The sequence below is a fragment of the Burkholderia sp. Bp9004 genome (genome assembly GCF_003858025.1).
Lineage (GTDB): Bacteria > Pseudomonadota > Gammaproteobacteria > Burkholderiales > Burkholderiaceae > Burkholderia > Burkholderia diffusa.
This window is the reverse complement of record NZ_QTQD01000004.1, coordinates 64,636-87,047: the sequence shown is the minus strand read 5'-3', so window position 1 is coordinate 87,047 and position 22,412 is coordinate 64,636. Positions and strand designations below refer to the sequence as shown.

The 22,412-nt window shown below is 67.9% G+C and carries 17 protein-coding genes and 1 riboswitch; of the genes, 16 read left to right on the top strand and 1 reads right to left on the bottom strand.

The features are described 5' to 3' along the window. Positions 1 to 121: 121 nt before the first annotated feature. A complete protein-coding gene (gene andR / locus DIE08_RS06440; protein WP_059601572.1) occupies positions 122 to 1,078 on the bottom strand; it encodes an anthranilate 1,2-dioxygenase regulatory protein AndR in 957 nt (318 codons plus the stop codon). Positions 1,079 to 1,290: 212 nt separating this feature from the next. Between andR and andAc the strand changes: the two genes are divergently transcribed. The 16 genes from andAc to DIE08_RS06350 all read left to right on the top strand — a co-directional run bounded on the left by andAc (position 1,291) and on the right by DIE08_RS06350 (position 22,329). Continuing rightward, the gene (andAc, locus tag DIE08_RS06435) at positions 1,291 to 2,562 is read left to right on the top strand and encodes an anthranilate 1,2-dioxygenase large subunit AndAc (RefSeq protein ID WP_124901341.1); all 1,272 of its coding nucleotides are present in this window, start codon (positions 1,291 to 1,293) and stop codon (positions 2,560 to 2,562) included. Between the two features lie 14 nt (positions 2,563 to 2,576). Further along, positions 2,577 to 3,065 carry an anthranilate 1,2-dioxygenase small subunit AndAd gene (gene andAd, locus DIE08_RS06430; RefSeq protein ID WP_059601577.1) on the top strand — a complete coding sequence of 163 codons (489 nt, stop codon included), beginning with the start codon at positions 2,577 to 2,579 and terminating at the stop codon, positions 3,063 to 3,065. Between the two features lie 16 nt (positions 3,066 to 3,081). Then, a complete protein-coding gene (andAb, locus tag DIE08_RS06425; protein ID WP_039344765.1) occupies positions 3,082 to 3,408 on the top strand; it encodes an anthranilate 1,2-dioxygenase ferredoxin subunit AndAb in 327 nt (108 codons plus the stop codon). Beyond that, complete coding sequence (gene andAa, locus DIE08_RS06420; protein WP_124901340.1) at positions 3,398 to 4,618, top strand: anthranilate 1,2-dioxygenase system ferredoxin--NAD(+) reductase; 1,221 nt, start codon at positions 3,398 to 3,400, stop codon at positions 4,616 to 4,618. The genes andAb and andAa overlap by 11 nt, the downstream gene beginning before the upstream one ends. Positions 4,619 to 4,782: 164 nt before the next feature. Further along, positions 4,783 to 6,069 (top strand): DUF445 domain-containing protein, encoded by a 1,287-nt coding sequence (locus DIE08_RS06415; protein ID WP_124901339.1) that lies wholly within the window; start codon positions 4,783 to 4,785, stop codon positions 6,067 to 6,069. A 442-nt stretch (positions 6,070 to 6,511) separates the two neighbouring features. Further along, positions 6,512 to 8,152: an acetolactate synthase large subunit gene (locus DIE08_RS06405; RefSeq protein ID WP_059601583.1), complete on the top strand. Its 1,641-nt coding sequence runs from the start codon at positions 6,512 to 6,514 to the stop codon at positions 8,150 to 8,152. Positions 8,153 to 8,181: 29 nt separating this feature from the next. Further along, on the top strand, positions 8,182 to 9,615 hold the full coding sequence (locus DIE08_RS06400) for an aldehyde dehydrogenase family protein (protein ID WP_124901338.1): 1,434 nt from the start codon (positions 8,182 to 8,184) through the stop codon (positions 9,613 to 9,615). A 245-nt stretch (positions 9,616 to 9,860) separates the two neighbouring features. Continuing rightward, a complete protein-coding gene (locus DIE08_RS06395; RefSeq protein WP_059601587.1) occupies positions 9,861 to 11,444 on the top strand; it encodes a Na+/H+ antiporter in 1,584 nt (527 codons plus the stop codon). A gap of 470 nt (positions 11,445 to 11,914) precedes the next feature. Beyond that, a complete protein-coding gene (locus DIE08_RS06390) occupies positions 11,915 to 13,048 on the top strand; it encodes a hybrid sensor histidine kinase/response regulator (protein WP_124901337.1) in 1,134 nt (377 codons plus the stop codon). 121 nt (positions 13,049 to 13,169) lie between these two features. Beyond that, positions 13,170 to 14,846 carry a methyl-accepting chemotaxis protein gene (locus DIE08_RS06380; protein ID WP_124621060.1) on the top strand — a complete coding sequence of 559 codons (1,677 nt, stop codon included), beginning with the start codon at positions 13,170 to 13,172 and terminating at the stop codon, positions 14,844 to 14,846. Then, a complete protein-coding gene (locus DIE08_RS06375; protein WP_239007130.1) occupies positions 14,846 to 15,355 on the top strand; it encodes a chemotaxis protein CheW in 510 nt (169 codons plus the stop codon). Before DIE08_RS06380 ends, DIE08_RS06375 begins: the two co-directional genes overlap by 1 nt. Further along, a complete protein-coding gene (locus tag DIE08_RS06370) occupies positions 15,352 to 16,767 on the top strand; it encodes a protein-glutamate O-methyltransferase CheR (RefSeq protein ID WP_124901336.1) in 1,416 nt (471 codons plus the stop codon). Before DIE08_RS06375 ends, DIE08_RS06370 begins: the two co-directional genes overlap by 4 nt. 45 nt (positions 16,768 to 16,812) lie before the next feature. Continuing rightward, the gene (locus DIE08_RS06365) at positions 16,813 to 17,517 is read left to right on the top strand and encodes a chemotaxis protein CheW (protein ID WP_124901498.1); all 705 of its coding nucleotides are present in this window, start codon (positions 16,813 to 16,815) and stop codon (positions 17,515 to 17,517) included. Continuing rightward, positions 17,514 to 19,829, top strand: a complete 2,316-nt coding sequence (locus DIE08_RS06360) for a hybrid sensor histidine kinase/response regulator (protein WP_124901335.1) — start codon at positions 17,514 to 17,516, stop codon at positions 19,827 to 19,829. The genes DIE08_RS06365 and DIE08_RS06360 overlap by 4 nt, the downstream gene beginning before the upstream one ends. Further along, positions 19,826 to 20,845, top strand: coding sequence for a chemotaxis response regulator protein-glutamate methylesterase (locus DIE08_RS06355; protein ID WP_124901334.1), 1,020 nt, complete (start codon positions 19,826 to 19,828; stop codon positions 20,843 to 20,845). Before DIE08_RS06360 ends, DIE08_RS06355 begins: the two co-directional genes overlap by 4 nt. Before the next feature lie 60 nt (positions 20,846 to 20,905). Beyond that, positions 20,906 to 21,008: riboswitch (Fluoride riboswitch) on the top strand. Between the two features lie 79 nt (positions 21,009 to 21,087). Further along, complete coding sequence (locus DIE08_RS06350; protein ID WP_124901333.1) at positions 21,088 to 22,329, top strand: voltage-gated chloride channel family protein; 1,242 nt, start codon at positions 21,088 to 21,090, stop codon at positions 22,327 to 22,329. Positions 22,330 to 22,412 lie beyond the last annotated feature (83 nt).

Sequence of the window (22,412 nt, the reverse complement as noted above, 5' to 3'; positions counted from 1 at the left end):
GGCGAATGCGGAGCGGGTGTCGCGATGCGATGTCATCTGCCGCTGATGCAGGCGGACAGCGAGCCGGCAAGCCGACCCGGCCGGCAACCTGCAACCCGGCGTCCCCGCTACCACTTGCCACTTACCGCTTCCCGTCGAGCGTCTCCGAAGGCGATTCGCCGAACTTCTCCCGGTACGCGATCGCGAATCGCCCGAGGTGCGTGAACCCGCAATCGAGCGCGATATCGGCGATCCGTCGCTCGGACACCGACCCGCGCAGCAACTCCCGCGCATGCTCGAGTCGCGTCGCGCGCAGGTATTGCATCGGGCTCATTCCGCGGAACTGCAGGAAGGCGTCACGCAGTGTCCGCTCCGGCACGTTGGCGGCCTGGACGATATCGATGAGCTGCAACGGCTGCGCGTAGTGTGCGTTCACGAACTCCTGCGCGCGCCGCACGAAGCCCGGCGCGGGATCCTGGCGCGCGCTCGGTACCGACGGCGGGTGGCCTTCGATCAGCAAATCGATCAGCAGATGCTCGAGCTGCGACGCGACGCGCGGGTTCGCGTTCGCCCGTTCGAGCAGCGCCGGCGAGCGGGCGACGAGCATCAGCTGCTGGCGCCACGCGGTGAGCGCGGCATCGCTGATGTGCAGCACGGGGTCGAGCATCGCGCGCGGGTCGCCGGTCAGCGAACCGACGGTCGCGGCATCGATGCGCAGCACGAACTGCTCGCAATCGGCGGACAGCACCGCGTCGAAGCGCTCGCCGGGCGCGCACAGCACGCCGGTCTGCCCGTCGACGCCGAGCCGGCGCCCCATCGCGTGGACTTCCGCCTGCCCGGACAGGCAGAACATCAGCAGGTAATAACCGTCGACGGCGTCGACCTGCACGCGCATCGCGTCGCCGAACGCGATGGTGCCGATGCCGAGCCCGCCGAGCCGCACGAAATCCATATGCGATGCGCCTTGCACGCGGCCGCTCGGCAGCAGCGCGTGCGGCTGCATCACGCGCGAGATCCGCTCGCGCGTCTCGTCGAGATCGCGGGATTCGAACAGCCGGTGCGCACGCAGCGCAAGCGGCTCGAACGACGTTGGGGACATGGGCATCAGCCTTGGTATGAACGACGGGCGCTTCGATCCGACGAATGGGTCGGGATCGCCCTCGGGTCGCGTGTGTCGCCATGCTAGCGCAGAAATCCGCCGAAAGTGGATATTGCGCCGCCGCAATCGCACTTTCCGGATAGACGCGGAATTTTAGCTTTTCAAAAATCGGCTCCATGCAATCAACGAAACGGAACCAGAAGGAGTCCGACATGGAGCAGACAGAATCGCCCGTCGTATTCGCCGCGCGCGACGACGCGTCCGATGTGCGCTTTCCGCACGACGACGGCTCGCGCGTGCCGTACAAGGTGTTCAGCTCGCGCGCCGTCTACGATCGCGAGCAGGAACGCATCTTCCGCGGGCCGACATGGAACTTCGTCGCGCTGGAAGCGGAAATCCCGAACGCCGGCGACTTCAAGAGCACGTTCGTCGGCGACACGCCGGTCGTCGTCACGCGCACCGAGGACGGCACGCTGTCCGCATGGGTGAACCGCTGCGCGCACCGCGGCGCGCAGGTGTGCCGCAAGTCGCGCGGCAACGCGAGCTCGCACACGTGCGTCTATCACCAGTGGAGCTTCGACAACCAGGGCAACCTGCTCGGCGTGCCGTTCCGGCGCGGCCAGAAGGGGATGACCGGGATGCCGGCCGACTTCGACCCGAAGCAGCACGGGCTGCGCAAGCTGCGCGTCGACAGCTATCGCGGGCTCGTGTTCGCGACTTTCAGCGATGAGGTGGCGCCGCTGCCCGACTATCTCGGCGAGCAGATGCGTCCGTGGATCGACCGGATCTTCCACAAGCCGATCGAGTATCTCGGCTGCACGCGCCAGTATTCGAAGTCGAACTGGAAGCTGTACATGGAGAACGTGAAGGATCCGTATCACGCGAGCATGCTGCACCTGTTCCATACGACCTTCAACATCTTCCGCGTCGGGATGAAGGCGCGCTCGATTCCGGATGCGAACCACGGGCTGCACAGCATCATCACGGTGACGAAGACGAACGACGACACGTCGGCCGCGTACAAGCAGCAGAACATCCGCTCGTTCGACGAGGGCTTCCATCTGGAAGACGAATCGATCCTCGATCTCGTGTCGGAATACGACGAGGACTGCACGAACCATATCCAGCCGATCTTTCCGCAGCTCGTGATCCAGCAGATCCACAACACGCTGGTCGCGCGCCAGATCCTGCCGAAGGGGCCGGACAACTTCGAGCTGATCTTCCACTTCTTCGGCTACGCGGACGACACGCCCGAACTGCGCGCGCTGCGCATCAAGCAGGCGAACCTGGTCGGGCCGGCCGGCTACATCTCGATGGAAGACACGGAAGCGACCGAGCTCGTGCAGCGCGGCACGGTGCGCGACGCCGACGCGACGTCGGTGATCGAGATGTCGCGCGGCAACCCGGATCAGCAGGACACGGTGATCACCGAAAGCCTGATCCGCAAGTTCTGGGTCGGGTACCAGAAGCTGATGGGCTATTGAAGCGGGAGCGCGCAATGATGGAAAACCTGACGGAAGACATGAAGACGTGGTTCGAGATTTACATGCTCCAGAACCGCTACATCGGCCACCTCGACAACGACCGGCTCGAACACTGGCCGGAAATGTTCACCGAGGACTGCACGTACGAGATCGTGCCGAAGGAGAACGCGGATCTCGGGCTGCCGGTCGGGATCGTCCACTGCACGAACCAGCGGATGCTGCGCGACCGCGTGGTGTCGCTGCGGCACGCGAACATCTTTGAAGAGCACACGTACCGGCACATGACGTCGGGGCTCACGATCGTTGCGGAGCGCGACGGCGAGATCGACACGGAGAGCAACTACGTGGTCGTGCAGACGCGCAGCAACGGCGAATCGAACGTGTACCAGGCCGGCAAGTATTACGACACGGTCGTGCGCACGCCCGACGGGCTGCGCTACAAGACCAAGCGCGTGATCTACGACACGTCGCGCGTGCAGACGCTGCTCGCCACCCCGATCTGACAGCCAAGGAAACGACATGACCGAAGCAACGCTCGCCGAATGGCATCCGCTGGGCGCATTCGACGAATTCTCCGAAGACGAACCGGCGGCGCGCGTCGCTGGCCAGAAGCCGATCGCGGTGTTCCGGATCGGCGACGAACTGTTCGCGATGCACGACCTCTGTTCGCATGGTCACGCGCGGCTGTCCGAAGGCTATGTGGAAGACGGTTGCGTCGAATGCCCGCTGCACCAGGGGCTGATCGACATTCGCACGGGTGCGCCGAAGTGCGCGCCGATCACCGAGCCGGTGCGGACTTATCCGATCCGGATCGTCGACGGTCAGGTGGAAGTCAATGTCGGCTGACCCGTTCGTGATCGTCGGTGCCGGCCATGCGGCGCGGCGCACGGCCGAGGCGCTGCGCGCGCGCGACGCCGACGCACGCATCGTGATGATCGGCGCGGAGCGCGAACTGCCGTACGACCGGCCCGCGCTGTCGAAGGACGCGCTGCTGGGCGACGGCGGCGAGCAGCGTGCGTTCATCCGCGATGCGGCATGGTACGACGCGCAGCGCATCGAGCTGCGGCTCGGCACGCGCGTCGAAGCGATCGAGCGCGATGCGCAGCGTGTGCGGCTCGACGACGGCGCGACGTTGCCGTTCGCCCGCCTCGTGCTCGCGACGGGTTCGCGCGTGCGTGCGTTCGGCGGGCCGGTCGACGAAGGCATCGTCCCGCATTACGTGCGCACCGTTGCCGACGCGCGTGCGTTGCGCGCGCAGCTCGCGCCGGGGCGTCGCGTGGCGGTGCTCGGCGGCGGCTTCATCGGCCTCGAGGTGGCGGCCGCGGCACGCCAGCTCGGTTGCGACGTGACGGTGATCGACCCGGCTGCGCGCTTGCTGCAGCGTGCGTTGCCGGAAGTCGTCGGCGCATATGCGCGGCAACTGCATGACGCGCGCGGCGTGATCTTCCAGACGGCGACGCTGCCGCGCGCGATTCGCCGCGCACCGGGCGGCGGCGCGATCGTCGAGACCGATCGCGGCGACGTGCAGGCCGATATCGTCGTGGTCGGCATCGGCGTCGTGCCCAACGTCGAACTCGCGCAGGCGGCCGGCCTCGAGGTCGACAACGGTATCCGTGTCGATGCGGGATGCCGGACGGCCGATCCCGCGATCTTCGCGGCGGGCGAGGTGACGATGCACTTCAATCCGCTGCTCGGGCGTCACGTGCGGATCGAGTCGTGGCAGGTCGCCGAGAATCAGCCGGCGGTCGCGGCCGCGAACCTGCTGGGGGCGGACGAAACGTATGCCGAGCTGCCCTGGCTGTGGTCCGATCAGTACGATTGCAACCTGCAGATGCTCGGGCTGTTCGGCGGCGAGCGAACGATCGTCGTGCGTGGCGATCCCGCGAGCGGGCCGTTCACGGTGTTCGGGCTGGACGACACCGGGAAGATCGCTGCGGTGGCGGCGGCGAATCTGGGGCGCGACATCGGTGTATCGCGGCGCCTGATCGCGGCAGGCGCCGTGCCGGATCCGATGAAGCTCGCCGATCCGACGGTGAACCTGAAGACCTTTCTCTGAGGCAGTGCGCGAACGCGGCCGGCGCGGCCGTGTTCGCGCCGGGTAGCTGAAACGTCGAGCGTGACCTGTTCCGGACAACCTTTCCGGCTCGGGCAACTCGCGCGGGTTTGTCGCAGGCCGGCGATCGGTGCATATTAGCGGCATTGCCGTTTCACCGGTCGCCCATGACGCCAGACAAAGCCCTCGAACTGAAACGCAGCAAGCGCCGCGCGCTATGGCTGCTGCTGGCCGCGGTCGCGGTATTCGTCACGACGATCCTGCTGCCGCGCGGCCCGTGGGTCGACGGTTTCAAGGCGGTGGCCGAGGCCGCGATGGTTGGCGCGCTCGCCGACTGGTTCGCGGTCGTCGCGCTGTTTCGCCGCGTGCCGATTCCGTTCGTGTCGCGCCACACCGAAATCATCCCGAAGAACAAGGACAAGATCGCCGACAACCTCGCGGTGTTCGTGCGCGAGAAATTCCTCGGTCCCGACGCACTCGTCGCGCAGATCCGCCAGCACGATCCCGCACGGAAACTCGGCGCATGGCTCGGCGAGCCCGCGAACACCGACGCGCTCGGCGGCTACGTGACGAAGCTGATGAGCTTCGCGCTCGACATGACCGACGATGCGCGGATCCAGTCGTTCGTCCACGATGCGTTCCGCGCGGTGATCGACCGCATCGACCTGTCGCAATCGCTGGGCGCGATCCTCGACACGCTGACGAAGGACGGCCGCCACCAGGCGTTGCTCGACGATGCGATCGAGCAGGTGGTCGACGTGCTCGACAAGGAGGAGAACCGTGAGGTGATCGCGGGCTTCATCGTCGAATGGCTGAAGACGCAATACCCGAAGGTCGAGAAGATCATGCCGACGCAGTGGTTCGGCGAGAACGGCGCGCGCATGCTGGCGAGCGCGGTGAGCCGCGTGCTCGAGGGCGTGGCGGCCGATCCGGAGCACGAGTTGCGGCAGCGCTTCGACCGCACGGTCGTGCGGCTCACCGAGCGGCTGAAGCATGACCCTGCGTTCATCGCGAAGGGTGACGAGATCAAGCGCTACATTCGCGACGGCGACGCGTTCAATGACTATGTGCGCGATCTGTGGGACCAGTTGCGCGCATGGCTGAAGGCCGATCTCGCGCGGCCCGATTCGACGCTGCACCGGCAGGCCGCGACGCTCGGCGGCTGGCTCGGCGCGCGGCTCGCGCAGAGCCCGGCGCTGCGTGCGTCGCTGAACGAGCACATCGAGAAGGCCGTGCACGAGATGGCGCCGGATTTCGCGGATTTCCTGATGCGTCACATCCGCGATACGGTGCGCAACTGGGATGCGCGCGAGATGTCGCGGCAGATCGAGTTGAACATCGGCAAGGACCTGCAGTACATCCGCATCAACGGCACGCTGGTCGGCGGGCTGATCGGGCTCGGGCTGTATCTGGTCTCGCTGGTGCCGCGCTGGGCGGCGGCGTGGCTGCATTGATGCGGACGCGGCCGGTCGGTTTTCCGGACGCTGAAACGTGGCGCACGGCAGGGCATGGGTCGCAGTATGTAAGCCATGGTTTACATGTTGGGTGAATGAAATCGGCGTGCCTCCGACAATACGGTACGGCCGCGCGCGCCGTTTGACGTCGAATTGGCCGTCAGGCCGATCCTCTCGCGCGGCCGGACCCGGCCATTCGGCCGAAGTCGGAATTCCGCGAATCCGTCTACAATCAAAAACGTCCTTGCCGCCCGTGCGTGCTTGCCGCGCGCGGGCGAATCCGTTTGTCCTCCTGCACAGGGAGGCGCCGCCGTGCGTTGCGCGGCGGGCAGTGCCGTGGTCAGTGTCCAGTAGGTAAAGCGTCCGCGTGCCGTAGGCCGGCGCGCGTTCTGAACGTCGCGCGCCCGTAAGCCGGGCAGGCGGCATCAACCGAGAGTCCCCCATGAAAGCATCGGATCTGTTCGTGAAGGCGCTGGAAGCCGAAGGTGTCGAGTACGTGTTCGGCATCCCCGGCGAGGAAAACCTCGATCTGCTCGAATCGCTGCGGCGATCGAAGATCAAGCTCGTGCTGACCCGGCACGAGCAGGCGGCCGGGTTCATGGCCGCCACCTACGGCCGCCTGACGGGCCGCACCGGCGTGTGTCTCGCGACGCTCGGGCCAGGCGCGACCAACTTCGTGACGGCTGCCGCCTATGCGCAGCTCGGCGGCATGCCGATGCTGATGATCACCGGGCAGAAGCCGATCAAGTCCAGCAAGCAGGGTCACTTCCAGATCGTCGACGTCGTCGGCATGATGCAGCCGCTCACGAAGTTCACGCGGCAGATCGTGTCGATCGGCAACATTCCGTCGGCGGTGCGCGAGGCGTTCCGTCGCGCGGAGGAGGAGCGCCCGGGCGCCGCGCACCTCGAACTCCCGGAGGACATCGCGCACGAGGAGGGCGACGGCAAGCCGATTCCGCGCAGCTACAGCCGGCGGCCGGTGGCCGAGGAGAAGGCGGTCGCGCACGCGGTCGACGCGATCCAGGCCGCGCGCCACCCGCTGTTGATGATCGGCGCGGGCGGCAATCGCAAGACGACCTGCAAGATGCTGCTCGAATTCGTCGACAAGACGGGCATCCCGTTCTTCACGACCCAGATGGGCAAGGGCGTGATCGACGAAACGCATCCGCTGTGGCTCGGCAACGCGACGCTGTCCGACGGCGACTTCGTGCACCGCGCGATCGAGCATGCGGACTGCATCATCAACGTCGGCCACGACGTGATCGAGAAGCCGCCGTTCTTCATGCGCACGGACGACAAGACCGTGATCCACGTGAACTTCCTCGGTGCGCAGGTCGATCCCGTCTACTTCCCGCAGATCGAGGTGGTCGGCGACATCGCGAACGCGGTGTGGCAGATGAAGGAGGCGATCGCGCCGCAGCCGCATTGGGATTTCGCCCGCTTCGCGATGATCAAGGAGCATTTCGACGCGCATCTGGCGAAGGGCCAGCACGACCCGCGCTTCCCGATGTACCCGGTACGGATAGTGAACGACCTCTACAACGCGCTGCCGACCGACGGGATCGTCTGCCTCGACAACGGGATGTACAAGATCTGGTTCGCGCGCTACTGGCGTGCGCACGAGCCGAACTCGCTGCTGCTCGACAACGCGCTCGCGTCGATGGGCGCGGGCCTGCCGTCGGCGATCGCGACGAAGATCGTGCATCCGCAGCGCAAGGTGATCGCCGTGTGCGGCGACGGCGGCTTCATGATGAATTCGCAGGAACTCGAAACCGCCGTGCGGCTGAAGCTCGACATCGTCGTGATGATTCTGCGCGACGATGCCTTCGGGATGATCCGCTGGAAGCAGGAGAACATGAACTTCCCCGATTTCGCGATGACGCTGCAGAACCCCGATTTCGTGTCGTATGCGCAAAGCTACGGCGCGCACGGGCATCGCGTCGAAGCGGCCGACGATCTCGAGCCGCTGCTGCGCGAGTGCTTCTCGTCGCCTGGCGTGCACGTGATCGACGTGCCGATCGACTATTCGGACAACGAGCGCGTGCTGAACCGCGAGATCAAGCGGTTGTCCGCGCAACTCTGAATTCCCCGTTCACAGGAAGGAGTCGTTCCATGCTGAAGGAAACCTATCCGTATTACCTCGCCAACGAAGCCGTCTACGCGAACACCGATCTGGAAGTGACCGACAAGTTCAGCGGCAAGGTCGCGACGCGCGTCGCGCTCGCCGACGCGAAGGCGATCGATGCGGCCATCGGCGCGGCGGTCGGCGCCGCGAAGCCGATGCGCGAGTTGCCGGCCTACAAGCGTCAGGCGGTGCTCGACCACTGCGTCGCGCGCTTTCGCGAGCGCTTCGACGAGCTGGCGGAGGCGCTGTGCATCGAGGCCGGCAAGCCGATCAACGATTCGAAGGGCGAGGTGACGCGGCTGATCGATACATTCCGCGTCGCGTCCGAGGAGTCGGTGCGCATCGACGGCGAGGTGATCAACCTCGAGATCTCGGCACGTGCGCAAGGCTACACCGGCTATACGCGGCGCGTGCCGATCGGCCCGTGCTCGTTCATCTCGCCGTTCAACTTCCCGCTGAACCTCGCCGCGCACAAGGTCGCACCCGCGCTGGCCGCAGGCTGTCCGTTCGTGCTGAAACCCGCGAGCCGCACGCCGATCGGCGCGCTGATCATCGGCGAGGTGCTCGCCGAAACCGACCTGCCGAAGGGGGCATTCTCGGTGCTGCCCGCACATCGCGACGGCGCGGACCTGTTCACGACCGACGAGCGCTTCAAGCTGCTGTCGTTCACGGGTTCGCCGGCCGTGGGCTGGGCGCTGAAGGAGAAGGCCGGGAAGAAGAAGGTCGTGCTGGAGCTCGGCGGCAACGCGGCGGCGATCGTCGACGCGGACCAGCGCGAGCAGCTCGATTACGTGGTCGAGCGTCTCGCGTTCGGCGCGTATTACCAGTCGGGCCAGAGCTGTATCGGCGTGCAGCGGATCCTCGTGCATGCGGATCTGTACGACGCGCTGCGCGACAAGCTGATCGCGAAGACGTGTTCGCTGAAGATGGGCGATCCGAAGGATCCGTCGACGTTCGTCGGCCCGATGATCTCCGAATCCGAATCGCGCCGGCTGTCCGGCTGGATGGAGGCGGCCGTCGCGGCGGGCGCGAAGATCGTCGCGGGCGGCAAGGTCGACGGCGCGATGTTCGAGGCGACGCTGCTGGAAAACGTCGGTCGCGAACAGGACCTGTACCGGAAGGAGGCATTCGGTCCCGTCGCGATCCTCGAGAAGTTCGAGCGCTTCGACGATGCGCTCGCGCGCGTCAACGACAGCGACTTCGGGCTGCAGGCCGGCGTGTTCACCGATTCGCTCGCGCATGCACAGCGCGCGTGGGACGAGCTGGAGGTGGGCGGCGTCGTGATCAACGACGTCCCGTCGTTCCGCGTCGACAACATGCCGTATGGCGGCGTGAAGGATTCGGGGCTCGGCCGGGAAGGGATCCGTTACGCGATCGAGGACATGACCGAGCCGCGCCTGATGGTCGTGAGGCGCCGCTAGCGCGAAGGGATGCGGCATGACGGCACGCGGGCAGGCGATCACGCAGGCCCGCGTGCCGTTTTCGTTTCGGCGTGCACCGACGGGCGCGGCGCCGCCCGGGCGGTGCGCCATCGTGACGGCACCGCGTGCCGTGCTCGCCGAACGCGCTCGACTGCACGCATCGCATCGTGATGTAATCGCGCGAATTGGCCAACCGGGGTACGACATCGGCTGGCGTGCGCATTCATTCTTCACGAGATCGATTCATGTCTCCTGTCTCGGCATTCAAACTGGTTCTGTTGTCATTCCTCGCGATCGTCGCGCTCGAATGCATCGCCAAGCGGTTGCGATTGCCGCCCGCGGCTGCGCTGCTGATCGGCGGCATCGGCATCGCGTTCATTCCCGGCCTGCCGCCGATCAACCTCGATCCGGAACTCGTGCTGCTCGTGTTCCTGCCGCCGCTGCTGATGGACGGCGCGTATTTCTCGGTGTGGGAGGAGTTCAAGCACAACGTCGGCGGCATCCTGATGCTCGCGATCGGCGCGGTGGTGTTCACGACGTTCGCGGTCGGTTTCGCCGTGCACTGGGTCGTGCCGTCGCTGCCGTGGGCCGCGTGCTTCGCGCTCGGCGCGATCGTGTCGCCGCCCGACGCGGTGGCCGCGAAGGCGGTGCTCGAACGCGTCGCGCTGCCGCGCCGGCTGATGGTGCTGCTCGAAGGGGAAAGCCTGTTGAACGACGCGGCGGGCCTGGTGCTGTTCCGCTTCGCGGTCGCCGCCGCGCTGACGGGGGCGTTCAGCCTCGAGCACGCGGTCGTGCGCTTCGCGGAACTCGGGCTCGGCGGCGTCGTGGTCGGGTTCCTGGTCGGAAAGCTCGTCGTGTGGTTCCTGAAGCTGCTCGATGACGACTATCTGGTGATCACCGTCGCGGTGATCGCTGGCTGGATCGCGTACATCGCGGGCGAGATGGTCGAGGTGTCGGGCGTGATCGCGACGGTCACGGCCGGCATGATCGTCGGCTGGCATCAGCACGAGGTGTTCTCGGCGGCCGTGCGCACGCGCGGCACCGCGTTCTGGCAGGTCATCGTGTTCCTGCTCGAAGCGCTGGTGTTCGTGCTGATCGGGTTGTCGCTGCGCGGTGCGATCCACCGGCTCGGCGGCTTCGAGCAGGTGCTCGCGACGATGGTCCCGCCGGTGCTCGCGGTGCTGGTGGCGGTGGTCGTGTCGCGCTTCGTGTGGATCTATGCGGTCGAGGCGCTGAAGATGCCGGTGCGCGGGATCATTCGGCGTGGTGTCGCACCCGACTGGAAGGCCGCGACGATCATGAGCTGGGCCGGGATGCGCGGGGTCGTGACGCTGGCGATCGCGCTGTCATTGCCGGAGGCGATGCCGGGCCGCGACGTGATCCTGGTCGCGTCGTTCGCGGTGATCCTCGTCACCGTGCTCATGCAGGGCACGACCATCGGGCCGCTGATCCGGCTGCTGCGCCTGCCGCAGCGCGAAGAGCGCGCCGCGCATCACCTCACCGAGCCGCAGGCGTGGGCGCATATCGAGGCTGCGCAGCTCGCGGCGATCCAGCCGCTGGTGCGCGACGAGAGCGGCAAGGTGATTCATCCGCGCCTGCTGGAGCAATACACGTATCGCGCGGAACTGACCGAGCGGGCGAAGAACGAGCCTGCTTATCCGGCGGAGGTACGCATCGCGCACTACGACGTCGTGCTGGCCGCGATCAAGGCCGGGCGTGTGGAATTGTTGCGCCTGCATCGTTCTGGCCGCATTCACGACGAGATGCTGCACATGCTCGAGCGCGATCTCGACCTGCAGGAAGTGTCCGCGCAGCACGCGCGCGGGTAACCGGCCGCGCAAATCGGGTTCGGCGCGCGGTGCCGCGAGCCTTCGCGTCGCGCCGATCCGGTCGCGGCGCGCGATTTTCCCCCTCCATCTCTGCCGATTTCATCGCATCGGAATCCGGCCCCAAAACGTTCGATACGACGGCTTGCAGCGCATGCAAACCTCGCGGCGCCGGCTGCGCAAACGTTATCGTCTTTCGCGTCCGGAAATGATCTGATTTAACTGAATCCCGCTCTTTCACCATATTTGGCAAAACTAAACCGGAAGGAGATAGATGCTGTGTTCTAATTTCATTTAGAATCAGCCGGTTATCTTTATTGAGAGAAAGCGCGCGGAGGTAATGCGACCGTCGTCGGGGTGAAATCGGCGTTCGGATCCCCGCGAGGCAATGCCGACAGGCCAGATCGGCAGCAATAGGCGGATTTCTTCGCCGCCATATTTAAGATGGCGTCCAAGTCGGATAAACAACTCCTATGAAAGAATCAATTGGAGATTTGGCGTTTGAAACGGTATTTATGAAAGAATCCGGCGGTGAAAATGCGCTGGATTGTCTCGAGTCCGGGCTATCGGTTCTGCTCGTCGACGATCAGCCGTTCGTCGGCGAGGTGATCCGCCGCGCGCTGCGCAGCGAGCACGATATCGACCTGCATGTGTGCACCGACGCACATCGGGCGATGGCGGTCGCGCGCGACGTGAAGCCGACGGTCATCCTGCAGGATCTCGTGATGCCGGAAATCGACGGCCTCGATCTCGTTCGCGCGTGGCGCGCGAACACCGAGACCGCACGCGTGCCGATCATCGTGCTGTCGGCGAAGGAGGAGCCGATCGTCAAGCGCGAGGCGTTCATCGCCGGCGCGAACGACTACCTCGTGAAGCTCCCGGACGCGATGGAGCTGACCGCGCGCATCCGCTATCACTCGAATTCGTACCTGATGTCGCGCCAGCGCGACGAAGCGCTGGATTTCCTGTCGCACGACATGCGTTCGCCGCAGACGTCGATCCTCGCACTGCTCGAGGTCTACCGGACCGAGCACGGCGACATGCCGCCGATCATGGAGCGCATTGCCGGCCACGCACGGCGCGCGCTCGCGCTCGCGGACGGCTTCATCCACCTGACCCGCGCGCAGTCGGAACGCCGCGCGCACGAGGTCCTGAGTCTGAACGAGATCGTGCTCGACGCTGTCGACCAGCTGTGGGAGAAGGCGGCCGGATTCGGCAGCCGGGTCGTTGCCCACGTGCCCGACATCGAGTGCGTGACGATGGGCGACCGCATGATGCTCACGCGCGCGGTCGCAAACCTGATCGACAACGCGCTGAAGTACGGCCCGGCCGGCACGGACGTGCACTGCACGCTGAGCGACGACGACGGTGCGTGGCTGATCGGCGTCGAGGACGCCGGCTCCGGCATCGCGCCCGAGCAACGCACGGCCGCGACCGAGTCGTTCGTGCGGCTCGAATCCGTGCATGGCGCGGCGCGCAGCGGCTTCGGCCTCGGGCTTGCGTTCGTCCGCGCGACGGCCGCGCGGCATCGCGGCCAGATCCTGATGCGCAATACGGTGCGCGGCTTCATGGTCGCGCTTCGGCTGCCGGCGCAAGCGGACCGATGATTTCGCGGCGCGGCCCGGTGCCGCGCTGCCCGAGAGACCCCGATGCGCTCGTGGCGCGCCGTCCGGCGCGCGGGCGGGCGCGGTTTTTTTCAACGCTGATTTTAGAAAGCCCATAACGAACATGGCCACCGTGACGCCCCGCGCGACCAATGAAAGCCTGCACCCGACGATCGGCGCCGCCCGGCTGACGCTCGGCAACCGTATCCTGTTCAGCTTCGGCGTGCTGTTCGTGCTGATGCTGGTGACGGCCGGCGTGTCCTACGAGCGCCTGCGCGCGATCAACGCCGAGGCCGTCAGCATCGAACGCGACTCGCTGCCGGGCGTGTATCTGGCGGCGTCGCTGCGCGGGACGGTCAATGAATCGTTCGCGATGCTGCAGCAGGCGACGTTCGTCGATACCGATCCCGAACTCGTGCAGCGTGATTTCGCGAGGATCGGCGAGACGCTCAAGGAGGTCGAGTCGCTGTCGGTCGATTACCAGAACACGACGTTCCGCGATGACGACCGCCAGCGCTTCGCGGCGTTTCGCGGCGCCTTCGACCGCTATCTGCCGCTGCTGAACGACGCGGTGCAGAAGAGCCGCGTGTCGCGCGAGGAGGCCGTCGCCGCTTATGCGAAGGTGCAGCCTGCGTGGGCCGAGGTCGTGCGCAACGCGAATATCCTGGTGCAGGAAAACCGCAAGTTCGCCGACCAGTCCGCGAAATTGATCCGCCAATCCGGGCAGGACACCGAGATCGTCCTCGCGACCGCGCTGGCGATCGTGCTGCTGTCCGCGCTGGGGCTGGGCTACGGGCTGTACCGTTCCGTCACCGTGCCGATGGCGCGGCTCGTCGAGGTGCACGACGTGATGCGCACCGGCAACCTGACGCGCCGCCTCGACCTGCGCCGCCGCGATGAGTTCGGCACGCTCGAGTCGGGCTTCAACCGGATGGCCGACGAGCTGACCGAGCTGGTCGCGCGCGCGCAGCAGTCGTCGCTTCAGGTGACGACGTCGGTCGCCGAAATCGCGGCGACGTCGCGCGAGCAGCAGGCGACCGCGAACGAAACCGCGGCGACGACGACCGAGATCGGTGCGACCTCGCGCGAGATCTTCGCGACGTCGCGCGACCTGCTGCGCACGATGAACGAGGTGGCCGGCGTGGCCGAGCAGTCGGCGACGCTCGCGGGCGTGAGCCAGAGCGGCCTCACGCGGATGGGCGAGACGATGCGCAGCGTGATGGACGCGGCCGGTTCGGTGAACGCGAAGCTCGCGATCCTCAACGAGAAGGCGCTGAACATCAACCAGGTCGTCGCGACGATCACCAAGGTGGCCGACCAGACCAACCTGCTGTCGCTGAACGCGGCGATCGAGGCCGAGAAGGCCGGCGAGTACGGCCGCGGCTTCGCGGTCGTCGCAACCGAGATCCGCCGCCTCGCCGACCAGACGGCGGTGGCGACGTACGACATCGAGCAGACGGTGAAGGAGATCCAGTCGGCCGTGTCGGCGGGCGTGATGGGGATGGACAAGTTCTCGGAGGAAGTGCGCCGCGGGATGCTCGACGTGCAGCAGGTCGGCGGGCAGCTGTCGCAGATCATCGCCGAGGTGCAGACGCTCGCACCGCGCTTCCAGATGGTCAACGAAGGGATGCAGACCCAGGCGAACGGTGCCGAGCAGATCACGCAGGCGCTGTCGCAACTGTCGGAAGCCGCGCAGCAGACGGCCGAATCGCTGCGCCAGTCGTCGCAGGCGATCGACGACCTGACGCTCGTCGCGAACCAGTTGCGCACCAGCGTGTCGCGCTTCAAGGTCGACGCGTGATGCGCGCCGAGGCGCACGGCGGCGCGCACGCGCTGTTCCTGATGTTCGAGCTCGACGGCGAGCGCTATGCGCTGGATGCGGCCGACATCGACGAGGTGCTGCCGCTTGCGACCACCAAGGCCGTACCCGGCGCGCCCGAATGGATTGCCGGGTTGCTGATGCGCGGCGGTCAGCCCGTGCCCGTGATCGACGTGCCGATGCTGGCGCTCGGACGGCGCGCGCATGCGCTGCGCTCGACGCGGCTGGTGATGGCTCGCTATCGCGTCGGGCAGCTCGACCGCGATCGCGTGATCGGCCTGATCGTCGAACGCGCGACCCAGACGCTGCGGATCGACCGCACCGCGTTCCGCGCAAGCGGCGTATCGACCGCGCGCACGCGCTGGCTCGGGCGCGTCGCGAACACGCCCGACGGGATCGTGCAGCAGGTCTCGGTGTCCGACCTGATCGACGACGTGGCGCGCCTGTATCTGTTCGACGACCTGCCGGGCCACGGGGGGGCATCCGCATGAAAGAGTCCGATTCGCGATTTCGCGGCTGGCTGCTGCGCGAGACCGGCATCGACCCCGATTCGCTCGGCAACGATTTCCTGAGCCGCGCGCTGACGGAGCGCGTGCAGGCGCTGCAGGGCGACGGCGAGCGGCTGCCGTCGGCGGCGCGGCCGCCCGTCACGCCGGAAGCGCTCGACGCCTACTGGCAACAGCTCAACGCGTCCGCCGACGAACGGCGCGCGCTGATCGAACTGTTCATCGTGCCGGAGACGTGGTTCTTCCGCGATCGCGAGGCGTTCGCGACGCTCGCGCGGCTCGCGGCCGAGCGGCTTGCCGCGATGCCCGGGCGCGTGATCCGCGTGCTGAGCGCGCCGTGCTCGACCGGCGAGGAACCGTATTCGGCGGCGATGGCGCTGCTCGACGCCGGGCTCGATCCGGCCAGCTTCACGATCGACGCGATCGACCTGAGCGCGCGCGCGATCGAACAGGCGCGGCTCGGCTGCTACGGACGCAATGCGTTTCGCGGCACGACGACCGAGTTCCGCAGCCGCTACTTCACGCCGGTCGCCGACGGCTGGCTGCTCGACGAGCGCGTGCGCGCGTGCGTGCAGTTTCGCCAGGCGAACCTGGTCGAGCCGGGCTTCGATACGGGCATCCGCTACGACTTCGTGTTCTGCCGCAACGTGCTGATCTATTTCGACCGCGACGCCCAGGACCGCGTGATCGATTCGCTCGAAAGCTCGCTCGCCGACGACGGCATGCTGTTCGTCGGCCCCGCCGAAACGGGCGTCGCGATGCGGCACGGGATGCGCTCGGCGCGCGTGCCGCTGGCGTTCGCGTTTCATCGCGCGCGCGGTGGTGCCGCGGCGGACGGCTATGCGGCACCGATGCCCGCGATCGCGCCGTACCGGCGCGGCGAGCACTTCGCTGTGGTGCCGCCGGCCGCGACGCGCCCGCTGCTGGCCGTCGTGCCGCAGACGTGGAGCGATGCCGCGCCGTCGCGCGCCGCGTTCGCGCCGGCCGAGCGCCCGACGGCGCCCGAGCCGCGGGCCGACTGGCGCGTCGACTCGCCGGCGCATGTGGCCAACGTGGCCGACATCCCCGCGAAGGGGGCGCCGGTCGCCGACAGCGCCGCACCGACGCTCGAGGAAGCGCAGGCGCTGGCCAATGCGGGCGCATTCGACGAGGCCGAGCGCGTGCTCGCGCAGTTCTCCGCGCACGCCGGGCCGCACGCCGACGCGTTCTACCTGAACGGGCTGATCGCGGATGCGCGCGGGCGCGTCGCGGAAGCGGGCGACTTCTACCGGAAGGCGCTGTATCTGCGGCCGACGCACCACGAAGCGCTGACGCATCTCGCGACCTTGCTCGACGTCGGCGGCGACGGCGCCGGCGCGCGATGGCTGCTCGAGCGTGCGCGGCGCTCGGCCGGATAACGAGAATACGGGTTGGGAGCCGACATCGGGATGACCGAGGAAAGAATGAACCGCGACGCCGTTGCCACTGACGACACGACGATCGGCGTCGACGATTGCTGGAACCGGATTGGCACACGCGGCGATCGCTCGTGCGAGCGGCTGGCCGACTGCCTGCGCTGCCTGAACTGTCCGGTCTACGCGTATCACGCGGCGAAGCTGCTCGAACGCCCGCTCGCCATCGCCGAGATGGCCGACGCCACGCAGCGGATCAGCGCGTTCGACGCGACCCGCGCGCACGGCAAAGACGATACATGCCAGGCGGCGCTGGTGTTTCGCGTCACCGACGAATGGCTCGCGCTGCCGATCGGTGTGCTGCGCGAGATCGCCGGCACGCGCCCGATCCATTCGCTGCCGTATCGCCGGCATTCGGCCGTGCGCGGCGTGGTCAACATTCGCGGTACGCTGCGCATCGCGATCTCGATCGGCGCGCTGCTCGGCCTCGACGCGGGCAAGGGGGGCAACGGCGGTGGCGACGGCCGTTTCACGCGGCTGCTGGTCGCCGCGCACCAGGGCGAGCCGGTCGTGTTTCCGGTCGACGAAGTCGAGGGCGTGCTGCGCTTCGGCGCATCCGAATGGGTGCCGGTGCCGGCGACGGTCGGGCGCGCGAGCGCCGGCCTGTCGCGCGGCGTGCTGTCGTGGCGTGGCAAGTCGGTAGGCCTGCTCGACGACGACCGGCTGTTCGACGCCGTGACACGGAGCATGCGATGAGCGGCGATGACGATCTGAGCCACCTGTCGCTGCTCGAGCTGTATCGCGAGGAGACGCGCACGCAGACCCAGGCGCTGTCGGAACGCCTGCTCGCACTCGAATCGGGCGAGCCCGACTCCGTCGCGCTCGAGGCGTGCATGCGCGCCGCGCATTCGCTGAAGGGTGCCGCACGCATCGTCGGCGTGCCGCTCGGTGTCGACATCGCGGGGTGCATGGAAGAATGCTTCGTCGCCGCGCAGGCCGGCACGATCGCGCTGACGGCCACGCACGTCGATGTGCTGCTCGCCGGCGTCGACCTGCTGGTGCGCGTCGCCGATCCGGAGGCGGCGCCGGTGTCGTCGACCGAGATCGAGGCGTTCGCGCTGGCGCTGACAGGTGCCGACGGCGCGCGCGCGATGCCGGCCTCGGCCCCGGCGTTCGCGCCGCCGCCGGCACCGCCGTTCGTCGTGCCGCTTCGCGAGCACGACGGCGCCGCGAACGAATCCGTGGGGGCCGGCGCCGCGGTGCCGCCGCTCGCGGTGTCGGCGGCCGTGCCCGATCCGGTCCAGGCGGGCCGCGCGGCCGGCGCGGGTGCAATGCGCCGCGTGCGGGCCGATACGCTGAACCGGCTGCTGAGCCTGTCCGGCGAGTCGCTCGTCGAATCGCGCTGGCTCAAGCCGTTCGCGGAGTCGATGCTGCGCGTGAAGCGCGCGCAGCGTGATGCGGCCCGGTCGCTCGATCTGTTGTACGAACAGTTTGCCGACGATCTCGACGCGGGCGTGCTCGCGTCGGTGAACGAAGTGCGGCACATGCTCAACGACCTGCAGCGCTCGCTCGCCGAGCGCATGGACGAATTCGATCGCTTCGAGCGGCGCAGCACGCATATCGCCGAGCAGCTGTACGACGAGGCGCTGCAATGCCGGATGCGGCCATTCGGCGACGCGACGCGCGCGTATCCGCGCATCGTGCGCGATCTCGCGCGCTCGCTCGGCAAGCAGGTGCGCTTCTCGATCGTCGGCGAAGGCACGCAGGTCGATCGCGACATCCTCGACCTGCTCGACGCGCCGCTCGGCCACCTGCTGCGCAACGCGATCGATCACGGCGTCGAATCGCCCGACGCGCGTCGGGCGCGCGGCAAGGCGGCCGAGGCGAGCGTCACCCTGGAGGCGCGCCACAGCGCCGGTTCGCTGCTCGTCAGCGTGATCGACGACGGGCCGGGCGTGGACATGGATGCGTTGCGCGCGGCGGTCGTGCGCCAGCGCCTGACCGACGACGAGACGGCCGCGCGGCTGTCCGATCCCGAACTGCTCGAATTCCTGCTGCTGCCGGGCTTCTCGATGCGCGATGCGGTGACCGACGTGTCGGGGCGCGGCGTCGGCCTCGACGCCGTGCAGGAGATGGTGCGCGGCGTGCGCGGCGCGGTGCGCATCTTCAACGAGCCTGGCGCGGGCATGCGCTTCGTGCTGCAGCTGCCGCTCACGCTGTCGGTGATCCGCAGCCTGCTGGTCGAGGTCGGCGGCGAGCCGTACGCGTTTCCGCTTGCGCACGTGCGCCGCACGCTCGAACTCGCGCACGACGATATCGACGTGCTCGAAGGGCAGCCGCATTTCCCGTTCGACGGCCGGCGCGCAGGCCTCGTCGCCGCACACCAGTTGCTCGACGCGGGCGAGCCCGACGTCGCCCGCACGAGCACGGCGGTCGTGGTCGTCGGCGGGGAACCCGAGCTGTATGGCGTCGCGGTCGACCGCTTCCTCGGGGAGCGGATGCTCGTCGTGCAGCCGCTCGACAGCCGCCTGCACAAGATCCAGAACATCGCGGCCGGCGCGCTGCTCGAGAACGGCGACCCGGTGCTGATCGTCGACGTCGAGGACCTGATCCGCTCGGTCGACAAGCTCGTGCGTGGCGGGCAGCTCGCGCGGCTCACGCGTGATCCGCAACTCGCGCTCGTCGATCGCCGCCGCCGCGTGCTCGTCGTCGACGATTCGCTGACGGTGCGCGAGCTCGAGCGCAAGCTGCTGGAAAAGCGCGGCTACGACGTGACGGTCGCGGTCGACGGGATGGAGGGCTGGAACGCGGTGCGCAGCGACGCGTTCGATCTCGTCGTCACCGACGTCGACATGCCGCGCATGGACGGTATCGAACTCGTCACGCTGATCAAGAACGACCCGATGCTCAAGCGCGTGCCGGTGATGATCGTGTCGTACAAGGATCGCGACGAGGATCGCCGGCGCGGGCTCGATGCCGGCGCCGATTACTACCTCGCGAAGAGCAGTTTCCACGACGAGGCGCTGCTCGATGCGGTGCACGACCTGATCGGGGACGCACGCGGATGAACATCGGCATCGTCAACGATCTGCCTCTGGCCGTCGAGGCGCTGCGCCGCGTGCTCGCGCTGCGCACGGACCACCGCGTGCTGTGGGTCGCGACCGACGGCGACGAGGCCGTGGATTTCTGCATTGCCCATCCGCCCGATCTCGTGCTGATGGATCTCGTGATGCCGAAGGTCGACGGCGTGGAGGCGACACGGCAGATCATGGCGCGCGCGCCGTGCGCGATCCTGATCGTGACGGTCAGCGTCAGCGCGAACACGTCGTCGGTCTATGAGGCGATGGGTGCCGGCGCGCTCGATGCGGTCGACACGCCGACGCTCGCGCTCGGGCTGTCGACCGACGCGTCGCCGCACGCGCTGCTCGCGAAGATCGACCAGATCGGCCGGCTGCTCGAAAGCCGGACCGTGACGCTCGTGCCGCCCGGCCCGGCCCCCACGCGCCGCTTGCCGACGCTCGTCGCGATCGGCGCGTCGGCGGGCGGGCCGACCGCGCTCACCGCGCTGCTGCGTGCGCTGCCGGCCGATTTTCCGGCTGCACTCGTGATCGTGCAGCACGTCGACCAGGCGTTCGCGGTCGGCATGGCGGAGTGGCTCGACGGCTATACGCAGCTGCCCGTGCGTGTCGCGGGGGAGGGCAGTGTGCCGCGGGCGGGCGAGGTGCTGCTCGCGGCGACCAACGATCACCTGTACATGTCGCCGCGCGGCGTGCTCGGCTATACGCGGCATCCGGCCGAGACGCCGTACCGGCCGTCGATCGACGTGTTCTTCAACAGCGTCGCCGACGGCTGGCAGGGCGACGCGCTCGGCGTGCTGCTGACCGGAATGGGCCGCGACGGGGCGCTGGGGCTGAAGGCGATGCGCGCGAAGGGTTGCTACACGATCGCGCAGGACGAGGCGACGAGTGCCGTCTACGGGATGCCGAAGGCGGCCGCGGCGATCGGTGCCGCATCGGCGATCCTGCCGCTCGAGCGAATCGCGCCGCAGCTGATCTCGCGCGTGACGCGCATGACGCGCGACTGACGGCGCGCGGCGGCCCCGGCGGGGCTGCATTGCGCGCGCCGCGCGGCGTCGCGTACAATTGCCGCCTGCGGAGATGGCATGCCTCCCTGCGGTCGATCCCGGCGCGTCGCGCGCGGCTCGGCCCTCAACCGCCGGTGACCCGGCTGATGATGCCTGCGTGTTCCTGGGTTGTCAGGAGGTCGCAGGCCGTCCATGCGGTATTCTGCCGCCCAGGTTTTGATGTCCCGTCGAATCTGGAAATCATGTTTTTCTCGACTTCTGCCGATTTTTTCGCGACCGTGCGCTACGTGTGCCGCTGGCTCGCGCTCTCTGCCCTGCTTGGTGCGCTGGCCGGCACGGCTTCCGCGTGGTTCCTGATCGCGCTCGAGTGGGCGACCGGCACGCGTGTCGCGCATCCGTGGCTGTTGTGGGGACTGCCGGCAGCCGGTTTCGCGACCGGCTGGGTCTACCACCGGTTCGGCCAGTCGGTCGCGCGCGGCAACAACCTGCTGATCGACGAAATTCACGACCCGAAAGCGCTCGTGCCGAAGCGGATGGCGCCGCTCGTGCTCGTCGCGACCGTCGTCACGCACCTGTTCGGCGGGTCGGCGGGCCGCGAGGGCACGGCCGTGCAGATGGGCGGCGCGCTCGCCGATCGCGTCACGCACCTGTTCCGGCTCGATCGCGAGCATCGGCGCGTGCTGCTGATGGGCGGCATCGCGGCCGGGTTCTCGTCGGTATTCGGCACGCCGCTCGCGGGCGCCGTGTTCGGGCTCGAGGTGCTCGCGATCGGCCGCGTGCGGTACGACGCGCTGCTGACCTGCGTCGCGTCGGCGATCGTCGCGGACATCGTGTGCCGCGCGTGGGGCGTGCATCACACCGTTTATGCGATTCCGTTCGTGCCGGCCGTGTCGGCCTCGGGGTTGATCGCGACGGTCGTCGCGGGTGTCGCGTTCGGCGTCGTCGGCCGGCTGTTCGCGTTCGCGACGCATGCGCTGAGCGCATGGTTTCGCCGCGTCGTGCGCTACGCGCCGCTGCAGCCGGTGCTCGGCGGCGCGCTGGTGGCGGTGGCCGCCACCGTGCTGAAGGTGCCGCAGTATCTCGGGCTCGGGATCCCGACGATCGAGGCCGCGTTTCACGGGCCGCTGCCGGCTTACGATTTCGCGGGCAAGTTCGCGTTTACCGTCGTCACGCTCGCGTCGGGATTCAAGGGCGGCGAAGTGACGCCGCTGTTCTATATCGGCGCGACGCTCGGCAACGCGCTCGGCCAGGTGCTCGCGCTGCCGGTGCCGGTGCTCGCGGGGCTCGGCTTCGTCGCGGTGTTCGCGGGCGCGGCCAACACGCCGGTCGCGTCGACGATCATGGCGATCGAACTGTTCGGCGCGGATATCGGCGTCTATGCGATCGTCGCCTGCGTGGTCGCCTATCTGTTTTCCGGACACGCGGGGATTTATCGATCGCAGCGGGTGGCGGTGGGGAAGGGGGCGCGGGTGGAGGCGGACTGACGGCGCGGGCGGGGCGGCTGACCGCCGTGTGTCGACGGAAACGGACACCCGGTGATCGCGCCGATCACCGGAAACGGGGCGCG

What these genes read in the sequence shown, in the direction of transcription:
- DIE08_RS06350 (WP_124901333.1), top strand. Translation starts at nt 21,088, where the DNA reads ATGTTTTTCTCGACTTCTGCCGATTTTTTCGCGACCGTGCGCTACGTG.
- DIE08_RS06390 (WP_124901337.1), top strand. Translation starts at nt 11,915, where the DNA reads ATGAAAGAATCAATTGGAGATTTGGCGTTTGAAACGGTATTTATGAAA.
- andAb (WP_039344765.1), top strand. Translation starts at nt 3,082, where the DNA reads ATGACCGAAGCAACGCTCGCCGAATGGCATCCGCTGGGCGCATTCGAC.
- andR (WP_059601572.1), bottom strand. Translation starts at nt 1,078, where the DNA reads ATGTCCCCAACGTCGTTCGAGCCGCTTGCGCTGCGTGCGCACCGGCTG.
- DIE08_RS06360 (WP_124901335.1), top strand. Translation starts at nt 17,514, where the DNA reads ATGAGCGGCGATGACGATCTGAGCCACCTGTCGCTGCTCGAGCTGTAT.
- DIE08_RS06405 (WP_059601583.1), top strand. Translation starts at nt 6,512, where the DNA reads ATGAAAGCATCGGATCTGTTCGTGAAGGCGCTGGAAGCCGAAGGTGTC.
- DIE08_RS06370 (WP_124901336.1), top strand. Translation starts at nt 15,352, where the DNA reads ATGAAAGAGTCCGATTCGCGATTTCGCGGCTGGCTGCTGCGCGAGACC.
- DIE08_RS06415 (WP_124901339.1), top strand. Translation starts at nt 4,783, where the DNA reads ATGACGCCAGACAAAGCCCTCGAACTGAAACGCAGCAAGCGCCGCGCG.
- DIE08_RS06355 (WP_124901334.1), top strand. Translation starts at nt 19,826, where the DNA reads ATGAACATCGGCATCGTCAACGATCTGCCTCTGGCCGTCGAGGCGCTG.
- andAa (WP_124901340.1), top strand. Translation starts at nt 3,398, where the DNA reads ATGTCGGCTGACCCGTTCGTGATCGTCGGTGCCGGCCATGCGGCGCGG.
- DIE08_RS06375 (WP_239007130.1), top strand. Translation starts at nt 14,846, where the DNA reads ATGCGCGCCGAGGCGCACGGCGGCGCGCACGCGCTGTTCCTGATGTTC.
- andAd (WP_059601577.1), top strand. Translation starts at nt 2,577, where the DNA reads ATGATGGAAAACCTGACGGAAGACATGAAGACGTGGTTCGAGATTTAC.
- DIE08_RS06400 (WP_124901338.1), top strand. Translation starts at nt 8,182, where the DNA reads ATGCTGAAGGAAACCTATCCGTATTACCTCGCCAACGAAGCCGTCTAC.
- DIE08_RS06380 (WP_124621060.1), top strand. Translation starts at nt 13,170, where the DNA reads ATGGCCACCGTGACGCCCCGCGCGACCAATGAAAGCCTGCACCCGACG.
- DIE08_RS06365 (WP_124901498.1), top strand. Translation starts at nt 16,813, where the DNA reads ATGAACCGCGACGCCGTTGCCACTGACGACACGACGATCGGCGTCGAC.
- andAc (WP_124901341.1), top strand. Translation starts at nt 1,291, where the DNA reads ATGGAGCAGACAGAATCGCCCGTCGTATTCGCCGCGCGCGACGACGCG.
- DIE08_RS06395 (WP_059601587.1), top strand. Translation starts at nt 9,861, where the DNA reads ATGTCTCCTGTCTCGGCATTCAAACTGGTTCTGTTGTCATTCCTCGCG.